Origin of the sequence: Haemophilus parainfluenzae (assembly GCF_014931275.1) — a bacterium.
Classification (GTDB): Bacteria; Pseudomonadota; Gammaproteobacteria; order Enterobacterales; family Pasteurellaceae; genus Haemophilus_D.
In genome coordinates this window covers 918,307-939,279 of the sequence record NZ_CP063110.1, presented here as the reverse complement: position 1 = coordinate 939,279, position 20,973 = coordinate 918,307, and the positions used below count along the sequence as shown (strand labels likewise).

The window sequence follows — 20,973 nt, the reverse complement described above, 5'->3', positions numbered from 1 at the left end:
ATTGCTTTAGCCCGATTTCTTTTATTTTAAATAACCTTACAAAGATTATTCTAAGCGTTTAGCCATTTCTAACCAATCTGCTTTAAATTCACGACGCATATTGTTGATTGCATCAATAATATCGTGGTGAACTAATTTTTCATTTTGAATACCCACACAGTAGCCACCTTTACCTTGTAGCAATATATCTACCGCATATACGCCCATACGTGAAGCTAAAATACGGTCAAAGGCACAAGGCGAACCACCACGTTGAATATGGCCTAATACGGTTGCACGGGTTTCATGACCTACACGAGCTTCAATTTCACGAGCGAGAGAATGCACGTCAGTGATTAACTCAGTAATCGCAATGATGGCGTGGCGTTTTCCACGAATAATACTGCGCTCAATTTGGCGAATTAATTCTTCACGATTAAATTCCATTTCAGATGCCACGATATATTCACAACCACCTGCGATGCCTGCAGAAATAGTTAAGTCACTACAGTGACGGCCCATGATTTCTACGATAGAAATACGTTGATGAGAACTTGAGGTGTCACGTAAACGGTCGATGGCATCCACCGCTGTTTGTAGCGCAGTTTCATAACCGATTGTGTAATCCGTACCTGCCACATCATTATCAATCGTGCCTGGAATACCCACGCAAGGGAAACCATGTTCTTCTGTGAGCAATTTCGCCCCCATGTAAGAACCATCACCACCGATAACAACTAAAGCATCAATACCATGTGAACGTAAAATTTCTGCACATTTTTCACGTACCGCTGGATCCTTAAATTCAGGGAAACGAGCAGAACCTAAGAATGTACCACCACGGTTAATAATATCTGATACATTATAACGGTTTAACTGTTTGATTTTATTGTTGTATAAGCCTTGATAACCATCATAAATGCCGAATACATCAAGCCCTTCTGCAAGTGCTGCACGCACAACACCACGAATAGCAGCATTCATACCAGGAGCATCACCACCACTGGTTAATACAGCAATTTTTTTAATCATATTTACCTACTTTGAATTCTTAAGAACAATTGGTGCTAAGATTACACCATCCATTATTTCTGCTCTAGCAAAATTTTGAAAATTTACTTGGGATTTGATCTAGTTATACATTTTAGTGATTGAAATAACTTTCACATTTCCAAGAAAGATCTGCTTTTTGCAATGTTTTACTTTCTTTTGCGACAAGATACTTTTGTAAATTTTTCACAATTTTTACTTTGCTTAAGCGCTGAAACTTTTTCATTTCCACTTTTTGGGAATATTGGTATTGCACAAACCCACAATGGGAAATATTTTTCCCTTTCGCAATATCCACCTGCCAAGAAGGATTTTGTTCTGTCGGTGCATAAATGACATAGCCGTTTAATTCTGTCGCGGGCTTTTTCGGATTCGTTGAATTGGCACGAATTTTGAAATCTTGCACACCCAAATTACGATACACTTTTTCACGTAATGCTACACGTTGCTCAATAGAACGTGTAACATCCCGATCAAGCAATACTTCAATTTGAGATTTCCAATTTTCCAAGGTTTCCGGCTCAGCGATATAAACGTAACGCGCAATCGTATCTAAATCTTGGCTTGCGGTAAGCTTATAAGTTTTACCGTTATACTCAATTTTTTCAGGTGTTTGAAGCTGACTCACTTTTGCCGCACAACCTGAAAGTAAAAGTGCGGTCAATATAACCAGGAATTTATTCATTGATATCTCGCTTAAATACAAATTCTTTTTCAGTTGAGGATGCTGAATCAAACCAATAACCACCAAGATCAAACTCTTTCAGTTGTTCAACACGTTCCAAACGATTTTGAATGATAAAACGACACATTAAACCACGGGCTTTTTTCGCATAAAAGCTGACCACTTTGTATTTACCATTCTTATTATCTAAGAAAACAGGCTTAACAATCTGTGCATCTAATTGGCTTTCTTTCACTGATTTATAGTATTCATCAGAAGCTAAATTGATCAAAATACGATCGCCTTGCTCATCAAGCGCTTGTTGCACAGATTTAGTAATGATGTTCCCCCAAAAAGCATAAAGATCTTTTCCTTTTGGATTCGCTAACTTCGTGCCCATTTCCAAGCGGTAAGGTTGCATTAAATCAAGGGGCTTAAGTAAGCCATATAAACCAGAAAGCATACGTAAATGACGTTGAGCAAATTGCACATCTTCATCAGATAAACTATCCGCATCTAAACCGGTATAAACATCACCTTTGAATGCCAAAATGGCTGCGCGTGAATTTTTTTCGTTGTGAGATTTTGTCCATTCTGCAAAGCGAGCGGCATTTAAGCCCGCAAGTTTATCGCTGATAGACATTAAGGAAGAAAGATCTTGGGGAGATAATTGACGACAGATTTCAATCAGTTGCTCACTATAATCCGTCAAGTGCGGTTGAGAAACAGGAAGATTTCTGACCGCACTTTCAAAATCTAAGGTTTTTGCCGGGGAAATAATGGCTAACATAGGTTCTCCTTTCTAAAACTGAACTGTATCTTAGCACAGGATTGCCTCCTCACTCTACCCCGTTTATGCTATCCGCTTATAGAGTCCATTCTCATTGACGATTAAGTCTTGTAATTCCAAATCCAATAACTGTACTAAAAGCAAATCTACCGGCAAATTCAATGTTGCAGATAAATCATCAAGACTTATCGGTGTATAACTGATATGTTGATAAAGTTCAGGATGATTCGGCTCCACTGCAGGCATTTGAGCAGTAAGTGGTTGAGCTATCGACTTATTGATTGGCGTATGTAATGGCGGCTGAAAAACAACGCTATGGTTGAGGCTATCTAAAATATCTTTAACATTTTCCACTAACATCGCACCTTGCTTAATCAGTTTATGACAGCCTTGGCTGTATTCACTTTGAATATTCCCTGGCAACGCAAAAATATCGCGATTTTGTTCTAAGGCATAACGTGCCGTAATGAGTGAACCGCTTTTCTCTGTTGCTTCAATAACTAATGTTCCTAATGAAAGCCCGCTGATAATGCGATTACGGCGAGGAAAATTTTCGGCAATCGGTGCCTGCGTAGGAATAAATTCAGAAACTAACGCCCCGTTATTTTCGATAATTTGCTCCGCTAATCGGCGATGTTTAGCGGGGTAAATGTGATCTAATCCGCTGCCCAATACTGCAATGGTCTGCCCTTGAATATCCACCACCGCTTGATGACTAAATCCATCGATACCTAATGCAAGCCCACTCGTGACCGTCAACCCCGCGAGAGAAAGTTCTGTCGCAAAATATTTTGCCCAATATTCACCATAAGCCGAACAATAACGGCTCCCAACCATGGCGATCTGCTGAGCAGAAAGTGCGGTCAGATTGCCTTTCACAAATAATAAAGGCGGAAAGCCACTAATCTGTTTGAGTAAAAAAGGATAGTCATCTGAAAAACAATGTATTAAATGATGGCCTTCTTTTTCTGCCCAGCTCAAAGCAGGTTCAATAAATTTCATTTCTGGCTGAAACCAACGACGAATCTGCAAAGCATTCCACCCCATTTGTTGAAATGCAGCTTCATCATAATTTAATAAGTCTTCTATACCTACGTGGGCTAGAATTTGTTGAATTCGCACACTGCCCAATTTGGGCACTTGTGACAACCGCAATAAAATCGACGCAAAATCGCTCATTTATTCTCTCCTTTAAAAAGAGAATTATGACGAGATTGGTCTCAAAAATGAAAGATTTGTCTTAATTTTGCGATTCAGATCGCAAAAAGAGAAAAAATTTTAGAAAAAATCGGCATACCAGAAACGAGGAATAAAACAGGACAAAAATAACTTCTTGAAAGCCATTTTTAGATATTAATTCCAGTAAAATCATTAAATTTAGATAAATAAACTTTTAAGATTATGTCGAGATATTTATTTTAGATATAAATCACTAAAAAATGGTTTGACAGCGAAACTTTTATCCGTAATATGAACAGCGTTTTACAGAATTTTTTATAGGATTATCTTTTTTATGTACCAAGTTGTTTCTTTATCTCTCAACCTCCTGCTCTCACATTCTTTGTGCGGCTAAGTTGTGGATAAAAAACACCTTTATGTAAAAAATCTATTATCAACCCGCACTTTTAAGATTGCGGGTTTTTTCGTTTTAAAATCACGGTAAAAATGACCGCACTTTGAGTAATAAAAGAAGGAAAATACTATGACAGATCGAGTTATTATTTTTGATACCACCTTGCGTGATGGCGAACAAGCGTTAAAAGCAAGCTTAACCGTTAAAGAGAAATTACAGATTGCTTTAGCACTTGAACGTCTAGGCGTGGATGTGATGGAAGTCGGTTTCCCGGTTTCTTCTCAAGGTGATTTTGAATCTGTTCAAACCATTGCACGCCATATCAAAAATAGTCGTGTTGCGGCACTTTCCCGTGCGGTAATTAAAGATATTGATGCTGCAGCTGAAGCCTTAAAAGTGGCAGAAGCGTTTCGTATCCATACATTTATTGCAGTTTCAGCATTACACGTTGAAGCCAAATTAAAACGTACCTTTGACGATGTGGTTGAAATGGCTGTAGCCGCAGTAAAACATGCACGTAATTATACTGACGATGTAGAATTTTCTTGCGAAGATGCAGGCCGTACAGGTATCGACAACATTTGTCGTATTGTTGAAGCGGCAATTAATGCAGGTGCAACAACTGTAAATATTCCTGACACTGTTGGTTTCTGCTTACCTAATCAATTCGGCAATATTATTGCTGAAGTACGTAACCGCGTACCAAATATCGATAAAGCTGTGATTTCCGTACATTGCCACAATGACTTGGGTATGGCAACGGCTAACTCCTTAACCGCTGTACAAAATGGTGCACGTCAAATTGAATGTACTATCAACGGCATTGGTGAACGCGCAGGCAATACCTCTCTTGAAGAAGTGGTGATGGCAATGAAAGTTCGTCAAGAATTTATGGGCGTGGATACACGTATCAACACACAAGAAATCCACCGTGTTAGCCAAATGGTGAGCCAACTTTGTAATATGCCAATCCAACCGAATAAAGCGATTGTAGGTTCAAACGCTTTCGCACATTCATCCGGTATTCACCAAGATGGTATGTTAAAAAACCAAAATACCTACGAAATCATGTCACCAGAAACTATCGGCTTGAAGAAAGAGAAATTGAACTTAACCGCACGTTCTGGTCGCGCAGCAGTAAAAGGCCACATGGCAGATATGGGCTACACCGAACAAGATTACGATTTAGATAAATTGTATGAAGCCTTCTTAAAATTGGCAGACAAAAAAGGCCAAGTGTTCGATTATGACTTAGAAGCCTTAGCCTTTATTGATATGCAACAAGGGGATGAAGATCGTTTAGTGTTAGATAAACTTTCTGCACACTCCACTAAAGAGTATCCAGCAACTGCATTTGTTCAAGTGGAATTGGATGGCAATAAATTAAGCACGTCGTCAATTGGGGGGAACGGTCCTGTCGATGCAGTTTACAATGCGATCTTGAATTTAACCGGCTTAGATATCAAAATGTCGCACTACAACTTAACTGCAAAAGGCGAAGGTGCTGAAGCGTTAGGTCAGGTGGATATCGTGGTTGAACACGAAGGTCGTAAATTCCATGGTGTTGGTTTAGCAACAGACATCGTTGAATCTTCCGCTCTTGCTTTAGTTCATGCAATTAATGCCATTTATCGCGCACATAAAGTCGCTGATATTAAAAGCCACAAACATCATTAATCCAATCCCCCTCTTTAGCAAAGAGGGGTTAGGGGAGATTTGGCAGAAGTAACATCAACCTCTGCAGTGAATTTTATATCGTAAAAATCTCCCCCCAGCCCCTCTTTACAAAAGAGGGGAGAAAATTAACCGCACTTTGGTGTGACTGAAATAGGAAAAACAATATGCAATCATACAACATCGCTGTTCTACCGGGAGACGGTATTGGTCCAGAAGTGATGGCTGAAGCCATTAAAGTATTAAACAAAGTCCAAGAAAAATTCGGTTTCAAACTTAACTTCAATGAATTTTATGTAGGTGGTGCCGCAATTGATCATTGTGGTTGCCCATTACCAGCTGAAACCTTAAAAGGCTGTGATGATGCTGATGCGATTTTGTTTGGCTCTGTAGGTGGCCCAAAATGGACAAATTTACCACCGGATCAACAACCAGAACGCGGTGCATTATTACCATTGCGTAAACATTTCAAATTATTCTGTAATCTTCGCCCAGCTACCCTTTATAAAGGACTCGAAAAATTCTGTCCATTACGTGCAGATATTGCAGCGAAAGGGTTTGATATGGTGGTTGTGCGTGAATTAACGGGCGGGATTTATTTCGGTCAGCCTAAAGGCCGTGAAGGCGAAGGTGCACAAACCAAAGCATTCGATACCGAAGTTTATTACAAATATGAAATCGAACGCATTGCGCGTGCGGCTTTTGATGCCGCAATGAAACGTCGTAAACACGTGACTTCTGTGGATAAAGCTAACGTATTACAAGCCTCAATCTTATGGCGTGAAACCGTCACTGAAGTGGCAAAAGACTATCCTGAAGTCACCTTAGATCATATTTATATCGACAACGCGACCATGCAATTAATCAAAGCGCCTGAGTCTTTCGATGTGCTCCTCTGCTCTAACATTTTCGGTGATATTATTTCTGATGAAGCAGCGATGATCACAGGTTCTATGGGAATGTTGCCATCTGCTAGTTTAAATGAAGAAGGTTTCGGCTTATATGAACCGGCTGGCGGTTCTGCACCGGATATCGCTGGCAAAGGCATTGCCAACCCAATCGCACAAATTCTTTCTGCGGCAATGATGTTGCGTTATAGCTTCAACTTAAATGATGCGGCTGATGCGATTGAAAATGCCGTACAAAAAGTCTTAGCAAATGGTCACCGTACCGGTGATTTAGCCGATGATTCTGCCCCTGTTTCAACTGCGGAAATGGGTACATTAATCGCTAACGCAATCTAATAAAAACAATTAAAGTGCGGTTTAAAAACATCCTGAAATTTGACCGCACTTACTACTCTAACGAATTGAGAAAAATTATGGCAAAAACTCTTTACGAAAAATTATTCGATGCCCACGTGGTATACGAAGCTGAAGGCGAAACGCCGATTTTATATATTAACCGTCATTTAATCCATGAAGTGACCAGTCCACAAGCCTTTGACGGTTTACGTGTGGCAGGCCGTCAAGTGCGTCAAGTAAGCAAAACTTTCGGCACCATGGATCACAGTATTTCTACTCAAGTACGTGATGTGAACAAACTTGAAGGCCAAGCGAAAATTCAAGTATTGGAGCTCGCAAAAAATACAAAAGCGACCGGTATTCAATTGTTCGATATGACCACAAAAGAACAAGGTATCGTACATGTCATGGGACCGGAACAAGGCTTAACCTTACCGGGCATGACTATCGTTTGTGGTGACTCTCATACCGCTACCCACGGTGCGTTCGGTGCTTTGGCATTTGGTATTGGTACATCCGAAGTCGAACACGTATTAGCCACACAAACCTTAAAACAAGCTCGCGCAAAAAATATGAAAATTGAAGTGCGCGGCAAAGTAGCGCCAGGCATTACCGCAAAAGACATTATTCTTGCCATCATCGGTAAAACCACCATGGCAGGCGGTACAGGCCATGTGGTGGAGTTCTGCGGTGAAGCGATTCGTGATCTTTCCATGGAAGGCCGTATGACTGTATGTAATATGGCGATTGAAATGGGTGCAAAAGCCGGCTTAATCGCACCAGATGAAACGACTTTCGAATACTTAAAAGGTCGTCCACATGCGCCGAAAGGTAAAGATTGGGATGATGCGATTGCTTATTGGAAAACCTTAAAATCCGATGACGATGCGAAATTTGACACGGTCATCACATTAGAAGCGAAAGACATTGCACCACAGGTAACTTGGGGAACAAATCCAGGCCAAGTAATTGGTATCGATCAGCCAGTGCCAAATCCAGCAGAAATGACCGATCCGGTGACTCGTGCGTCTGCAGAAAAAGCATTGAATTATATCGGATTAGAAGCGAATGCCGATTTGAAAGAGATTCCCGTGGATCAAGTGTTTATCGGTTCTTGTACTAATGCCCGTATCGAAGATCTACGTGCGGCAGCGGCTGTCATGAAAGGCCGCAAAAAAGCCGATAACGTAAAACGTATTTTAGTGGTACCAGGTTCTGGTTTAGTGAAAGAACAAGCAGAAAAAGAAGGTTTGGATAAAATCTTTATCGAAGCGGGCGCTGAATGGCGTAATCCGGGCTGCTCAATGTGCTTAGGGATGAACGATGACCGTTTAGGTGAATGGGAACGTTGTGCTTCCACTTCGAACCGTAACTTTGAAGGTCGCCAAGGTCGTAACGGTCGTACTCACTTGGTGAGTCCTGCGATGGCTGCGGCAGCTGGAATGTTCGGTAAATTCGTTGATATTCGTGACGTAACATTAAACTAAGGAGCAGAAAATGGCAGGATTTAAACAACTTTCAGGCTTAGTAGTGCCATTGGATGCAGCAAACGTGGATACGGATGCGATTATTCCAAAACAATTTTTACAAGCGATTACGCGCGTAGGTTTCGGCAAACACTTATTCCATGAATGGCGTTATTTGGATGTAGAAGGCACCAAGCCAAATCCAGATTTTGTGTTAAATTATCCACAATATCAAGGCGCAACCATTTTATTAGCACGTAAAAACCTTGGTTGCGGTTCTTCTCGTGAACACGCGCCTTGGGCATTAGCCGATTACGGTTTCAAAGTGATGATCGCACCAAGTTTTGCGGATATTTTCTACAACAACAGCTTAAATAACCACATGTTACCGATTCGTTTAAGCGAAGAAGAAGTGGGAGAAATCTTCCAATGGGTGTGGGCAAATGAAGGCAAACAAATCCATGTGGATTTGGAAGCGATGACCGTCACTGTAGGTGACAAAGTCTATCACTTTGAACTGGATGAATTCCGCCGTCATTGTTTGTTAAACGGCTTGGATAACATCGGTTTGACGTTACAACACGAAGATGCCATCAGTGAATACGAAAAAAATATTCCGGCATTTTTACGTTAATCTGTTTTTTTACTCGGACAGCAAATATTGCTAACCATTCGGCGGACACATTGTCCGCCTTTCTTTTTGAAAACATTCCATTTTTTTATCGCACTTTATCCCCTTTTATTTGACAGTATCCACGCTTATCCCTATTATTCCGACCAATATTGATTGATTTTAAAAAGAGCTGTCTATGTCACATAATCAAACCGAATTACTAAAAAAATCCCTCGCTGAACGCATCCTCATTTTAGATGGTGCGATGGGGACGATGATCCAAAAATACAAACTCACCGAGGCTGATTTTAGAGGCGAGCGTTTTAAAGAAAGTGCGGTTGATTTACGTGGCAATAATGACTTGCTCACATTAACCCAACCCCTGTTAATTTCTGCCATTCATGAGAAATATTTAGCCGCAGGCGCCGATATTATTGAAACCAATACCTTCAGTTCTACCACCATTGCGCAAGCGGATTACGACTTGCAATCTATTGCTTACGAACTCAACTTTGCAGGTGCGAAACTGGCTCGTTTGGCGGCTGATAAATACAGCACACCAGAAAAACCTCGCTTTGTTGCAGGTGTATTAGGGCCAACCAATCGCACAGCCTCTATTTCTCCTGATGTAAATGACCCGGGTTTCCGTAATGTAACGTTTATGGAATTGGTCGATGCCTATGCTGAAGCGACCAAAGGCCTAATCAAAGGTGGTGCTGATTTAATCATGATCGAAACTATTTTCGACACGTTAAACGCAAAAGCCGCCATTTTCGCCATTGAAACCGTATTTGAAGAATTAGGTGTGGAATTGCCGATTATGATTTCCGGCACCATTACTGATGCTTCCGGCCGTACGCTTTCAGGGCAAACTACTGAAGCGTTCTACAACTCGCTTCGTCACGCTAAACCACTGACTTTTGGCTTAAACTGTGCACTAGGCCCGAAAGAACTTCGCCAGTATGTTGAACAACTGTCTAAAATCAGCGAAACCTATGTGTCTGTTCACCCAAATGCAGGCTTACCAAATGCTTTTGGTGGCTACGATTTAGGTGCTGAAGAGATGGCCGCACACCTTAAAGAATGGGCTGAAAGTGGCTTTGTGAACATTGTCGGCGGTTGTTGTGGTACCACGCCAGAGCATATCAAAGCCTTTGCGGATGCCATGCAAGGTATTGCGCCACGTAAATTGCCTGAAATTAAAACGGCAATGCGTTTATCGGGTTTAGAGCCGCTCAACATTGATGATGAAAGCCTGTTCGTGAACGTGGGCGAACGCAATAACGTAACGGGTTCGGCGAAATTCAAACGCTTAATTAAAGAAGACAAATTTGCCGAAGCCATTGAAATTGCTATCGATCAAGTAGAAAACGGCGCGCAAGTGATTGACGTGAACATGGACGAAGCCTTGCTCGACGGCAAAAAATGCATGACCCGTTTCCTCAATATTATGGCGACGGAACCCGATGCAGCCAAAGTGCCGGTGATGATCGACTCGTCTAAATGGGAAGTGATTGAGGCAGGTTTACAGTCGGTACAAGGTAAACCGATTGTAAACTCCATCTCATTAAAAGAAGGCGAAGAAATCTTTATCGAACACGCTAAACTGGTGCGTAAATACGGTGCAGCTGTGGTGGTCATGGCGTTTGACGAAGTGGGTCAAGCCGATACTGAGGATCGCAAAGTCGAAATTTGTAGCCGCGCTTATGACATTTTAGTGAACCAAGTCGGCTTCCCGCCGGAAGACATCATTTTTGACCCGAATATTTTCGCCATCGGCACAGGGATTGAAGAACACAACAACTACGGTGTGGATTTCATCAATGCCACAGGTCGGATTAAACGTGCGCTACCACATGCGAAAATCTCGGGTGGGGTGTCGAATGTGTCTTTCTCTTTCCGTGGTAATAACGTGATGCGTGAAGCCATTCACGCGGTCTTCCTCTATCACGCCATCAAGCAAGGCATGGATATGGGGATTGTGAATGCAGGGCAACTCGCAATTTATGACGATCTCGATCCTAAATTGCGTGAAATTGTGGAAGATGCAGTATTAAACCGCAGCCCTGATGCCACCGAAAAATTACTCGATATTGCGGAAAAATATCGTAACCAAGGCAACGATGAAAGTGCGGCTGATTCTGTGGCTGAATGGCGTACTTGGCCGGTTGAAGAACGTTTAAAACATGCTCTTGTGAAAGGAATTACCACTTACATTGTGGAAGATACTGAAGAAGCTCGCCAAACATTGCCAAGCCCGTTAGATGTGATTGAAGGCCCGTTGATGGCAGGTATGGACGTAGTCGGCGATTTATTCGGTGACGGTAAAATGTTCCTCCCACAAGTGGTGAAATCTGCACGCGTAATGAAACAATCGGTGGCGTATTTAGAGCCGTTTATCAATGCCACCAAACAAAAAGGCTCAAGCAACGGTAAAGTGGTGATCGCCACAGTGAAAGGCGACGTACACGACATCGGTAAAAACATCGTGAGCGTAGTGATGCAATGTAATAACTTTGAAGTGATTGACTTAGGCGTCATGGTGCCTGCGGACAAAATCATTCAAACCGCTATTGATGAAAAAGCGGACATCATCGCATTAAGTGGTTTGATTACCCCTTCTTTAGATGAGATGGAATACTTCTTGGGTGAAATGACTCGCTTAGGCTTAAACCTGCCTGTGATGATTGGCGGTGCAACCACCTCTAAAGAACATACAGCCATTAAACTTTATCCAAAATATAAAGAACACGGCGTATTTTATACTTCTAACGCCTCCCGTGCGGTAACGGTGTGTGCGACCTTGATGAACCCTGAAAGCCGTGCGGCATTGTGGGAACAATTCAAGAAAGATTATGAGAAAATTCAGCAATCTTTCTCTAACCGTAAACCGCTTCGTAAGCAACTGAGCATTGAAGAAGCACGTGCAAACCGCTTTGATGGCTTTAGTGGTGAATGGGCAGATTATGTGCCACCAAAACCAAATCAAACGGGCATTGTGGAATTTAAAAATGTGCCAATTGCCGAACTGCGTAAATTTATCGACTGGTCACCATTCTTCCGCATTTGGGGCTTAATGGGCGGCTATCCTGATGCCTTTGATTATCCGGAAGGCGGCGAAGAAGCACGTAAAGTATGGAATGATGCGCAAGTGGTTTTAGATGAATTAGAGCAAAACCACAAACTCAACCCAAGCGGTATTTTAGGCATTTTCCCTGCAGAACGTGTAGGCGATGATGTCGTGCTTTTCTCTGATGAAGAACACACTCAACCAATTGGTACGGCTTACGGCTTACGCCAACAAACGGAACGTGGAAAAAACAGCAAAAGTCCATTTAACTTCTGCTTAAGCGACTTTATTGCGGATCGCGAAAGCGGTAAAAAAGACTGGTTCGGCATGTTCGCCGTCTGTGCGGGTATTGAAGAAATGGAATTAGTGGAAGGCTATAAAGCGGCAGGCGACGACTACAACGCGATCTTGCTACAAGCTGTGGGCGACCGCTTAGCGGAAGCCATGGCGGAATACTTACACTTTGAGCTACGCACCCGCATTTGGGGCTACACGCAAGAAGAATTTGATAATCAAGGGTTAATCAATGAAAACTACGTTGGCATCCGCCCTGCGCCGGGTTACCCAAGCTGCCCAGAACATACTGAAAAAGCCTTGATTTGGGATTTGCTTGAAGTAGAACAACGCATCGGCATGAAACTCACCGAAAGCTACGCCATGTGGCCGGCAGCTTCTGTCTGCGGCTGGTACTTCACCCACCCGGCAAGCAACTATTTCACACTTGGTCGCATTGATGAAGACCAAGCTCAAGATTATGCCAAACGTAAAGGTTGGGATGAGAGAGAGATGATTAAGTGGTTGGGTGTGGCGATGAAGTAGATTAAATCTATAAATTATTTTTATAACATTATTAATTTAAGGAATCATATGAAATATTTGAAACATACCCATTGGGAAAAACTACCACTTCCTGAAGAAGATTATAGACCTCGCTTTTTTATTGAGTTATATCAAGAACTATTAAACTCAAATACACCATCTTCTTATCAACCTAGAATAATGAGTTTATTGTCTTACATAAGTGAAATTATAGATCTAATTAAGCATTATGAAAAAGATGAGAGAGCTAAACCTTATATTCATAGAAGCGTCATGGAATTTATTACCTATCTTAAAGACGATAACATAGCAAGAGAAATATATACGAATGAAATTTGGACACTCGAAAATCACTTTGATAGAAAAGACAATTATAACAATAGAGAAATAAACAAGCTAACACTAATAATGAATTTATTTTTAGACAAAGAAAAACAAGATCTATACTGGATAAAAATATGCGACAACTTAAATGAATCCATATGCGATGACAATTACAACCCCAAAAACATAAGAAGAAATCTAGAAAAAATAAATAAAGCCTGCAAATTATTTTCATCATATTTGTTAAATAAAGGTATGTCTAATAGATATTTATTTAATAGAGCTGAGAAATTTATAAATCTATCAAATTATAGAGAAAGAGATTTTAATGAACAACAATTAAAAAGTAACCAATGATTTTAATGAGAAGGAAAAAACATTTACCATTCACTTTCTAATCAAGTCAAATAGAATAATAGAAAATAAAGAAATTAAAATAATTACATACGATAAATTCATAAATACAAATTTAAAATTAAATAATGATAAAAAATTCAATAGTTTTATAAACCAGAAAAATGATGAAAAAAGCATATTTTTTACGTATTAACTTTTAAGGAAATAAGTTCAAATTATGATAATGCGTTGCTAAAAGCTAAAGAAGAATTAGCTATCTTAGACACTGTTAATATTCTACACAAAATAGAAATTCTACAAAAAGCATTGATAATAGAAGAAAAAATTCAATAAATACCATATAAATTTATCTGAAATTAATATCTACTTGGATAACGCATCACTTTTAGATATCAGCGAGATAAATATAAATAGCATTTTAGATAAGTTAGACCATAAAAATATAGAAATAATCAGAAACTCTCTTAGATACTTTAGATTAGCGAAAGAATCGAAGTCTATAGAACAAAAAATACTAAACACTTGGATTGCAATAGAGTCCTTATATATACGAAAAAAAATGACATGAATAGCTCAATAATAGAAAATATAATTCATTATGTCCCAATGATATATAATAGCATGTCAATTATTAGAAAAATAAGATATGCAAAAAAAAATTATTGTCTATAAATAAAATATACATAAATGATGAAATAAAAAAAGAATTAAATATAAAACATAACTCATTTAACAATCTAATAAGTGATGAAAAAATATTAATAATAATGAGAAATAAGAAATTATTCGAATCCTTAGTAAGAGATAATAGCCTGAAAGGCTTGGAACACCTAAAATATAGATTAACAACCATTTATGATCTTCTTAAAAATGGAAAAAAAAAGATGGAAGAGATGGAAAAAATGATAATATCGATAAGATATTTTCAAAATCTAAACTATCAATAGAAAATCAAATATATAGAATATACTTTATGAGAAACAAAATATCGCACCAAGGTTATTATAAAAATATTAATTCTATTGTATTTAATCACCTAACAGACTATCTAATGATATCTTATTCTGCAATTGTAGTTGGTGCTAAGTATCTTCCAAAAATGAAAGAAAATGAAAAATTTTCTATTTTAGATATATTGGATTCTTACGAACTACAATTTCATAGAGTTTTGAAAAATATTAAAGAGGATAAAATTGACACTATAGCATCAATTCAAATATAACTTTTGACCCTCACGATGGCGCAAGCGTCCTCGCTTGTGCCTCCCATCTAAAAGTGCGGTCAAAAAATCCAAAGAATTTTGAATATTAATTCTGCCAACGGTTATGCGTAGAATTCCCCCCATGATGGCGCACGCTTCCTAGCGTGTGCCTAATTTCACTAAAAAACACTTCAAAAACAAACCGCACTTTACCCTTTCTATATTGCACAATCCCCAATTTCCGCTATCATATTCCCTTTCTCATTCACTCTACTCTCGGAACTTTATCGATGAATAAATTGAAAATAGCATTACTCACGGCTGCATTCGTAGGTTTGTTTGCTTGTACCACAACACAACAACCAAAGAAAACCATTAAAACACGATACCTTAAAAATAACATTAGCCAAGCGGAATTAAACAATCCGAAAGATTACAAACGTTATTACTATTCTTGCCGTAATTCAGAAACAGGTTCGAATTCTTATTTAACGACTTACTTCCCGCTTTCAAGAGAAAGCCGCATGAAAGATAATTTTGGTATTTATTTTCAATTAGATGGTGGAAAAGCGGTGCCTTTTGATCATGTGGAAAATCGCACCTTAAATGCACGCGGAAATCGCTTTGAAGTGATTTATCGCTCTTATGAGCCAATTGATGGAAGCCATGTGGATCTGATTGCGCGTGAGCATAATTCGGTGTATTACAAAAACAATCAAGGCATGAGAACAGCTTGGTTAAATTGTCGAGAAGGCTAATTCTCACTGAAAGTGCGGTCATTTTTAGACACATTTTTCCAAAAAAAAAGCACGAGGTTAAACTCGTGCTTCTTCTTTTTTATTTCGATTATGCTTTTGCTTGTGCGCGTTTCACGAAAATCACAGAAAGCGTGAATGCCACCACAAATGAAATCACCATACCGATGCTGTACATTGCAAGGCTATCCGGTTTGATAGATGGGATACCTAAGAAACCGGCTGCGCCTAATGCAATGGCTTTTACATTGAAGAATGCGATAAAGGCACTTGCTAGGCCTGAACCAATCATCGCCGCAAAGAAAGCCTGACGGTAACGTAAGTTCACCCCGAACATTGCCGGTTCTGTAATCCCTAATAATGCAGAGATACCAGATGGCACCGCTAAGCCGCGTACTTTTGGATCTTTTAATGCCACTGCCACACCTAAACAAGCCGCACCTTGTGCGATATTTGACATTGCGGCGATTGGGAAAATAAAGGTACCGCCTGTATTTGCCATTTCAGCTAATAATTGTGTTTCAACCGCAATGAAGGTTTGGTGCATACCGGTAATCACGATTGGTGCATAGAATGCCCCGAAGATCGCCCCACCAACAAAACCTAAAGTGTCATATAACCAAGTTAAGCCTGATGCAATTAATGACCCCGCTTCACGACCGATTGGACCAATTACGGTAAATGCTAAAAAGCCCGCAATAAAGAGCGAGAATAATGGGGTAATAAGGTTATCTAAGTAAGAAGGCACAAACTTACGGAAGGTTTTTTCTAAAGTAGCCAATACCCAAGCTGAAATAATAGTTGGAATGACTGTACCTTGATAGCCGACTTTTTCTATTTCAAAGCCTAATACATTCCAATATTTAATCTCACCCTGTGCAAGAGTTAAAGCATAATTCCAACCATCGGCTAAATCAGGGTGTACCAATAGCATTCCAAGAGCCGCCCCTAAGAATGGATTACCGCCGAATTTACGGGTAGCTGAAAAACCTAATAATACAGGTAAAAATACGAATGGTGCGTTAGAAATAGTATTAATAAAAGAGGCTAAATCTGAGATATTTGGGTATCTATCAACTACTGAATATCCCACAATAGCCGCATCAGATAATGCTTTTTGAGCATCTGCAATAGCGATAGCATTACCGCTATCTTTAACTGAATTAAATGCCTCTTGTGCAGCTGCTAACGCAACTCTTAATTCATTTGGGATCTCCCAAAAGAAACCTTGAGCAGTTAGCATGCTGTAAATACCCATTAACAAACCGCCTGCGACGATTGCTGGAATGATTGGCACGAAAATATCTGCTAAGCCTTTCACCAAACGTTGCAATAAGTTTTGATTGCCTGACGCCGCTTCTGCCACTTCGGCTTTGCTTACATCGCCGATACCAAGCAATTTGGTAAGTTCAGCATGGACTTTATTCACCGTACCTGAACCGAAGATAATTTGATATTGACCGGCGACAGCAAACTGCCCTTTCACGCCTTCAATATTATCAATACCTTCTTTATCCACTTTGCTTTCATCGTTTAACACAATACGTAAACGCGTTGCACAATGTGCTGCTGTGGCGATGTTTTCTTTGCCGCCAAGCTTATCAATCACTTGCTGGGCAATTTGAGGGAAGTTCATAATGCTCTCCTAATGGGGTTTTAGAAAAAGAAATTGACCGATTGTAACCAAAACAGGGGATAATAACTAGCAGTCTCAACAAATTTTAGGCGAAAAAAAACCGACTTGATTAAGTCGGTTTATAGTTGGTGCTCTGGGCGAGACTTGAACTCGCACGGCCTGCGGCCACTACCCCCTCAAGATAGCGTGTCTACCAATTCCACCACCAGAGCGTTCATTCTGTTTTTATTCCTTATTGCGGAATGTCATTATTTTTGTTTTCAACCGCTGGAGCAACTTGTTGTTGCTGTTGTTGAACTTGTTCAGCAGTTTGAGATAAATCGTCAAACGAACCTTTTTGTACGTTGCCACGGTGAGAGTTAATGTTACCTAACACTAAAGCAATCACAAAAAAGCCAGTTGCTAAGATTGCGCTGGTACGGGTTAAGAAGTTACCTGCACCTGCAGAACCAAACATAGTACCTGATGCACCGCCGCCAAATGACGCACCTGCGTTCGCACCTTTACCTTGTTGAACAAGGATAAAGCCGATTAAGGCGATACAAATTAATACATAAACAAATAATAAAATATTGTACATTATTCTTTCTTCTCTAAATTGCGATTTCGCAAGAAAACTGGGAGCAAATGTTATATAAAATTCATGCTTTTCGCAAGCGCTTTCCCATTTTTTTTAATTAATTGTATTAAGTTTAATCAATTTTCAGCGTTTAAATCTTCCGATTTTTTGACCGCTCTTTTTCGTTTCGTTGCTGGTGTGCTTAAACCTTTTGAAATCTGACTTAAACGACGTAATGCGGTGAAATCAACAAAACGCACTAAATCTGGCAACATTTGATTAAGCGTAAACATAAATTGCTGATAACTCGCCTGTTTTTGACTGATATCCGTTAATTGCGCTTCCCAATGTGCCGTCATGTCAGGTTGTGTGGCAATATCCGGCAAAGCTGAAATGAGGATCCGCCCCGTTTCTGTGCTGTGAATATTGCGTCCTTTTTTGATCAAAAAGCCTCGTTTAAACAGCAATTCAATAATGCCTGCGCGTGTTGCCTCTGTGCCAAGGCCATCCGTTTCACGCAGAATTTTTTTCAATTCTTTATCTTGCACAAAGCGCGCAATCCCTGTCATGGCGGAAAGCAATGTCGCATCAGTAAAAGGTTTAGGCGGTTGTGTTTTTTTGCTCACCACTTCACCTCGTTCACAATGCAGGATCTGCCCTTTCTTCACGATCGGCAATAACGGCTCTTGATTTTCATCTTCGTCTTCTTTGCCAAGCAACTCTTTCCAACCAGCAGTTTGCAAGTTACGAGCTTGCGCCACAAAAGTACCGCCCGCAATACTCAAGGTAATTTTGCTTTTACGATATTCCGCATCTGGACAGAATTGCAATAAATACTGACGCGCAATCAGTTCGTAAATACGCTGTTCATCAATACTTAAATTTATCGAGCGTGTGTTAGCAGTCGGAATAATTGCATGGTGTGCTTCCACTTTTTTATCATTCCAGCAACGATTACGCTGCTCAGTATCCACCACCGATGGCAAGGTTTGATAAGTCTGACAATGCTGCGAAATCGCATTCATCACTTTATGTCGTTCAGCAAAATGCTCTTCCGGCAAATAGCGACAATCAGAACGCGGATAGGTAATCAAACGATGGGTTTCATATAACCGCTGACAGGTATCCAACACGCTCTGTGCCGACATCCCAAAACGTTTTGCTGCATCAATCTGCAATGCTGACAACGAATAAGGCAAAGGTGCCGTTTCTTTCTCGCGCTTATCCACATATTCGGTCACTTCGGCAGGTTGATCGGTAATGCGTTTAACCACATTTTCGGCTAAACCTAAAGATAGTACGCGACCATCTTCATCTTGGTAGTCTTCGCAAGCTTTACTCGGTTGCCAAAGTGCAGAAAAAAGTGCGGTCGGATTTTCAGACGTTTTTTCGTCTTTCACCCATGCCAACACTTCATAGAAATCTTTGGGTTGGAAATTTTCAATTTCCAAATCACGGCGAACAATCAAGCCTAACACAGGTGTTTGCACTCGCCCAACGGAAAGCACGCCATCATAACCCGCTTGGCGACCGCGAATGGTATAAGCACGGGTCATATTAATGCCGTATAGCCAATCGGCACGAGCACGCGCCAGTGCGGAGGTAGCCAATGGAATAAAATGACGATTCGGTTGGAGTTTTTGTACGGCTTTTTCGACCGCACTTGGATTAAGATCGCTAATCAAACAACGCAAAATACCGTCACGTTTTTCGGCGGATAAATTGGCATAGCTGAATACTTCATCCACCAGCAACTGCCCCTCTCTATCCGGGTCACCTGCGTTAACTAAAACATCGGCTTGATGAATGAGTTTTTCCACCACAGAAAGTTGTTTTTTGACTTCTTTTCGCGGTAACAGAATCCATTTTTCAGGAATAATAGGTAAATGTTCTAAACGCCATTGTTTGAATTTTGGATCGTAGGCATCGGGTTCTGCCTGTTCGAGCAAATGCCCCACGCACCAAGTCACGACATCATCATTGCCGCATTTAATAAAACCATCCCCCCGTTGATGAGGTTTTGGCAATACATCGGCAATAGCTCGCCCAAGACTGGGTTTTTCGGCAATAAACAGGCGCATAAGATTAGTCGATCTGACGACGACCTAAGAAAGAGTGGGTTAAGGTGGTGCCGTCCACGGTTTCTAATTCCCCACCGACAGGAATTCCGTGAGCAATACGGCTCACTTTAATATTATGTTGATGGCAAATTTCAGCAATATAATTCGCTGTCGCATCGCCCTCCACCGTTGGATTGGTCGCTAAAATCACTTCGTGGAAAGATTCTTCAACCAGACGTTTTTGCAATAAATCTAAACCAATTTCTTTCGGACCAATACCATCTAAAGGCGATAAATGCCCCATTAAGACAAAATAACGTCCAGAAAATTGGCCGGTTTGCTCAATGGCCTGAATGTCTGCCGGCATTTCCACCACGCAAAGCAAACCTGAATTTTGACGGCGAGGATTGTTACAAATATTGCACGTATCCTCTTCGGTAAAATCACGACACTGCGAACAATGCCCAATTTTAGACATCGCTTCCGTTAATGCACGTGCTAGATTCATCCCACCGCTACGATTGCGCTGTAAAAGATGATAAGCCATACGCTGCGCTGATTTCGGGCCAACACCCGGCAAGCAACGAAGGTTTTCAATAAGATGTTCTAAAAGTGGACTGCTTTGCATAGTATTTATGATGGGAGAAAATGGATGGTGTGTGAACCTATAGATTCACACACCCGATGAATTAAAATGGAAGTTTCATTCCTGGAGGTAATGGCATGCCTGCGGTTACAGAAGCCATTTTTTCTTTTTGTAATTCTTCTGCACGACGGACAGCATCGTTGAATGCGGCAGCGATTAAATCTTCCAACATTTCTTTGTCGTCTTCCATTAAAGAAGGATCGATCTCAATACGACGACAGTTGTGCGCACCATTAATCGTGATTTTTACTAAACCCGCACCACTTTCGCCTGTTACTTCTAATTGGGCAATTTCTTCCTGCATTTTTTGCATTTTTTCTTGCATTTGTTGGGCTTGTTTCATCAAACCGCCTAAACCGCCTTTTCCAAACATTGGATTTTCCTTCTTAAATTAACTAAAACGAGCCGCATTTTAGCGAAAAAATTTGCCTTTGGGAACAGAGAAATTTATTATTCAATACTTCAAAACTTGGTCAAAAACGACCGCACTTTT

At 40.5% G+C, this 20,973-nt stretch carries 16 protein-coding genes and 1 tRNA gene; 7 read left to right on the top strand and 10 right to left on the bottom strand.

Going from position 1 to position 20,973, the window contains the following annotated elements; translation table 11 throughout:
• Positions 1-45: 45 nt before the first annotated feature.
• The 4 genes from pfkA to dprA form a co-directional block, all read right to left on the bottom strand.
• A complete protein-coding gene (pfkA, locus tag INQ00_RS04620) occupies positions 46-1,011 on the bottom strand; it encodes a 6-phosphofructokinase (RefSeq protein WP_049363272.1) in 966 nt (321 codons plus the stop codon).
• 112 nt (positions 1,012-1,123) lie between these two features.
• Positions 1,124-1,714, bottom strand: coding sequence for an HI_0983 family protein (locus tag INQ00_RS04615; RefSeq protein WP_049370864.1), 591 nt, complete (start codon positions 1,712-1,714; stop codon positions 1,124-1,126).
• Positions 1,707-2,483 carry a peroxide stress protein YaaA gene (gene yaaA, locus INQ00_RS04610; RefSeq protein ID WP_197547438.1) on the bottom strand — a complete coding sequence of 259 codons (777 nt, stop codon included), beginning with the start codon at positions 2,481-2,483 and terminating at the stop codon, positions 1,707-1,709. Before yaaA ends, INQ00_RS04615 begins: the two co-directional genes overlap by 8 nt.
• Before the next feature lie 63 nt (positions 2,484-2,546).
• The gene (gene dprA, locus INQ00_RS04605) at positions 2,547-3,662 is read right to left on the bottom strand and encodes a DNA-processing protein DprA (RefSeq protein ID WP_197547437.1); all 1,116 of its coding nucleotides are present in this window, start codon (positions 3,660-3,662) and stop codon (positions 2,547-2,549) included.
• A gap of 523 nt (positions 3,663-4,185) precedes the next feature.
• Here dprA and leuA point away from each other — a divergent pair.
• The 7 genes from leuA (at position 4,186) to INQ00_RS04570 (ending at position 15,582) form a co-directional block, all read left to right on the top strand.
• Positions 4,186-5,733 (top strand): 2-isopropylmalate synthase, encoded by a 1,548-nt coding sequence (gene leuA / locus INQ00_RS04600; RefSeq protein WP_070582994.1) that lies wholly within the window; start codon positions 4,186-4,188, stop codon positions 5,731-5,733.
• Between the two features lie 164 nt (positions 5,734-5,897).
• A complete protein-coding gene (gene leuB, locus INQ00_RS04595) occupies positions 5,898-6,974 on the top strand; it encodes a 3-isopropylmalate dehydrogenase (RefSeq protein WP_070868660.1) in 1,077 nt (358 codons plus the stop codon).
• 77 nt (positions 6,975-7,051) lie between these two features.
• Positions 7,052-8,461 (top strand): 3-isopropylmalate dehydratase large subunit, encoded by a 1,410-nt coding sequence (gene leuC, locus INQ00_RS04590; RefSeq protein ID WP_197547436.1) that lies wholly within the window; start codon positions 7,052-7,054, stop codon positions 8,459-8,461.
• Positions 8,462-8,471: 10 nt separating this feature from the next.
• Positions 8,472-9,074 carry a 3-isopropylmalate dehydratase small subunit gene (gene leuD, locus INQ00_RS04585; RefSeq protein WP_197547435.1) on the top strand — a complete coding sequence of 201 codons (603 nt, stop codon included), beginning with the start codon at positions 8,472-8,474 and terminating at the stop codon, positions 9,072-9,074.
• Between the two features lie 175 nt (positions 9,075-9,249).
• Positions 9,250-12,942 carry a methionine synthase gene (gene metH, locus INQ00_RS04580; protein ID WP_197547434.1) on the top strand — a complete coding sequence of 1,231 codons (3,693 nt, stop codon included), beginning with the start codon at positions 9,250-9,252 and terminating at the stop codon, positions 12,940-12,942.
• 48 nt (positions 12,943-12,990) lie between these two features.
• Entirely contained in the window at positions 12,991-13,623 is a 633-nt protein-coding gene (locus INQ00_RS04575; protein WP_197547433.1) for a hypothetical protein, read from the top strand.
• A 1,491-nt stretch (positions 13,624-15,114) separates the two neighbouring features.
• Positions 15,115-15,582, top strand: a complete 468-nt coding sequence (locus tag INQ00_RS04570; RefSeq protein WP_197547432.1) for a hypothetical protein — start codon at positions 15,115-15,117, stop codon at positions 15,580-15,582.
• Positions 15,583-15,670: 88 nt separating this feature from the next.
• On the opposite strand, the gene INQ00_RS04565 is transcribed toward INQ00_RS04570, so the two are convergent.
• The 6 genes from INQ00_RS04565 to INQ00_RS04540 all read right to left on the bottom strand — a co-directional run bounded on the left by INQ00_RS04565 (position 15,671) and on the right by INQ00_RS04540 (position 20,853).
• Entirely contained in the window at positions 15,671-17,215 is a 1,545-nt protein-coding gene (locus INQ00_RS04565) for a PTS sucrose transporter subunit IIBC (RefSeq protein ID WP_197547431.1), read from the bottom strand.
• A 126-nt stretch (positions 17,216-17,341) separates the two neighbouring features.
• Positions 17,342-17,427 (bottom strand) — tRNA-Leu (locus INQ00_RS04560).
• Positions 17,428-17,447: 20 nt separating this feature from the next.
• Complete coding sequence (secG, locus tag INQ00_RS04555) at positions 17,448-17,795, bottom strand: preprotein translocase subunit SecG (RefSeq protein ID WP_070582988.1); 348 nt, start codon at positions 17,793-17,795, stop codon at positions 17,448-17,450.
• Between the two features lie 116 nt (positions 17,796-17,911).
• Positions 17,912-19,855 carry a DNA topoisomerase III gene (locus INQ00_RS04550; protein ID WP_197547430.1) on the bottom strand — a complete coding sequence of 648 codons (1,944 nt, stop codon included), beginning with the start codon at positions 19,853-19,855 and terminating at the stop codon, positions 17,912-17,914.
• Between the two features lie 4 nt (positions 19,856-19,859).
• Entirely contained in the window at positions 19,860-20,462 is a 603-nt protein-coding gene (gene recR / locus INQ00_RS04545; protein ID WP_126470564.1) for a recombination mediator RecR, read from the bottom strand.
• A 61-nt stretch (positions 20,463-20,523) separates the two neighbouring features.
• Positions 20,524-20,853: a YbaB/EbfC family nucleoid-associated protein gene (locus INQ00_RS04540; RefSeq protein WP_005696839.1), complete on the bottom strand. Its 330-nt coding sequence runs from the start codon at positions 20,851-20,853 to the stop codon at positions 20,524-20,526.
• Positions 20,854-20,973 lie beyond the last annotated feature (120 nt).